The sequence below is a fragment of the Natroniella acetigena genome (genome assembly GCF_023227745.1).
Classification (GTDB): Bacteria; Bacillota; Halanaerobiia; order Halobacteroidales; family Halobacteroidaceae; genus Natroniella; species Natroniella acetigena.
This window is the reverse complement of the sequence record NZ_JALKBX010000115.1, coordinates 1-1,193: the sequence shown is the minus strand read 5'-3', so window position 1 is coordinate 1,193 and position 1,193 is coordinate 1. Positions and strand designations below refer to the sequence as shown.

Below are 1,193 nucleotides of genomic sequence, written 5' to 3'. Positions count from 1 at the left end.
ATTTCAGTAACAACTCCAGCACCAACAGTCTTTCCACCTTCTCTAATTGCAAATCGAACTCCTTCATCCATCGCAATTGGAGAGATTAACTTTCCTACCATCTCAATATTATCTCCTGGCATTACCATCTCTACACCTTCTGGTAAATCAATTGTTCCTGTTACATCTGTAGTTCTGAAATAAAATTGTGGCTTATATCCATCAAAGAATGGAGTATGTCTTCCTCCTTCATCCTTACTTAAAACATAAACCTCTGCTTTAAATTGAGTATGTGGAGTAATGCTTCCTGGCTCCGCCAATACCTGTCCACGCTCAATATCTTCTCGATTGACACCTCTTAATAGTGCTCCTATGTTATCTCCTGCTTGTGCTTCGTCCATCATCTTTCTGAACATCTCAATTCCAGTTACTACTGTCGTCTCTGTATCTTTGATTCCCACTATTTCTACTTCATCATTTACTTCTATAATACCACTTTCTACACGACCTGTTGCTACTGTCCCACGTCCTGTAATACTAAATACATCCTCTACTGGCATTAAGAACTCTTTATCTGTATCTCTTTCTGGAGTTGGAATATACTCATCAATTGCATCCATTAATTCCATAACATTATCTGCCCATTCTCCAGTTGGCTCTTCTAATGCTTTTAATGCAGAACCTACTACTATTGGGGCTTCATCTCCATCAAAGTCATACTCACTAAGTAATTCTCTTACTTCCATCTCTACTAATTCGATTAATTCTTCATCATCTACCATATCTGCTTTATTTAAGAATACTACAATCTTTGGTACTCCTACCTGACGTGCCAATAGTAAGTGCTCTCTTGTTTGAGGCATTGGCCCATCTGCTGCTGATACAATTAAGACTGCACCATCCATTTGTGCTGCCCCTGTAATCATATTCTTAACATAGTCAGCATGTCCTGGACAGTCTACGTGAGCATAGTGTCTATTTGCTGTTTCATACTCTACATGAGATGTTGCTATTGTAATTCCTCTTTCCTTTTCTTCTGGTGCATTATCAATATCCTCAAAATTTGATGAACCCTCGTCACCTTTTGCTAATACCTTAGTAATAGCAGCTGTTGTTGTCGTCTTACCATGGTCTACGTGACCGATTGTACCAATGTTAACATGAGGTTTCGTTCTTTCAAACTTTTCTTTTGCCATCTTATTCTCCCCCTTAAT

The 1,193-nt window shown here is 38.6% G+C and carries 1 protein-coding gene; it reads right to left on the bottom strand.

Annotated elements, in window-relative coordinates:
• On the bottom strand, window positions 1-1,175 hold a 1,175-nt coding region (gene tuf / locus MWH25_RS12785), incomplete at its 3' end, for an elongation factor Tu (RefSeq protein WP_248628037.1).
• Window positions 1,176-1,193 lie beyond the last annotated feature (18 nt).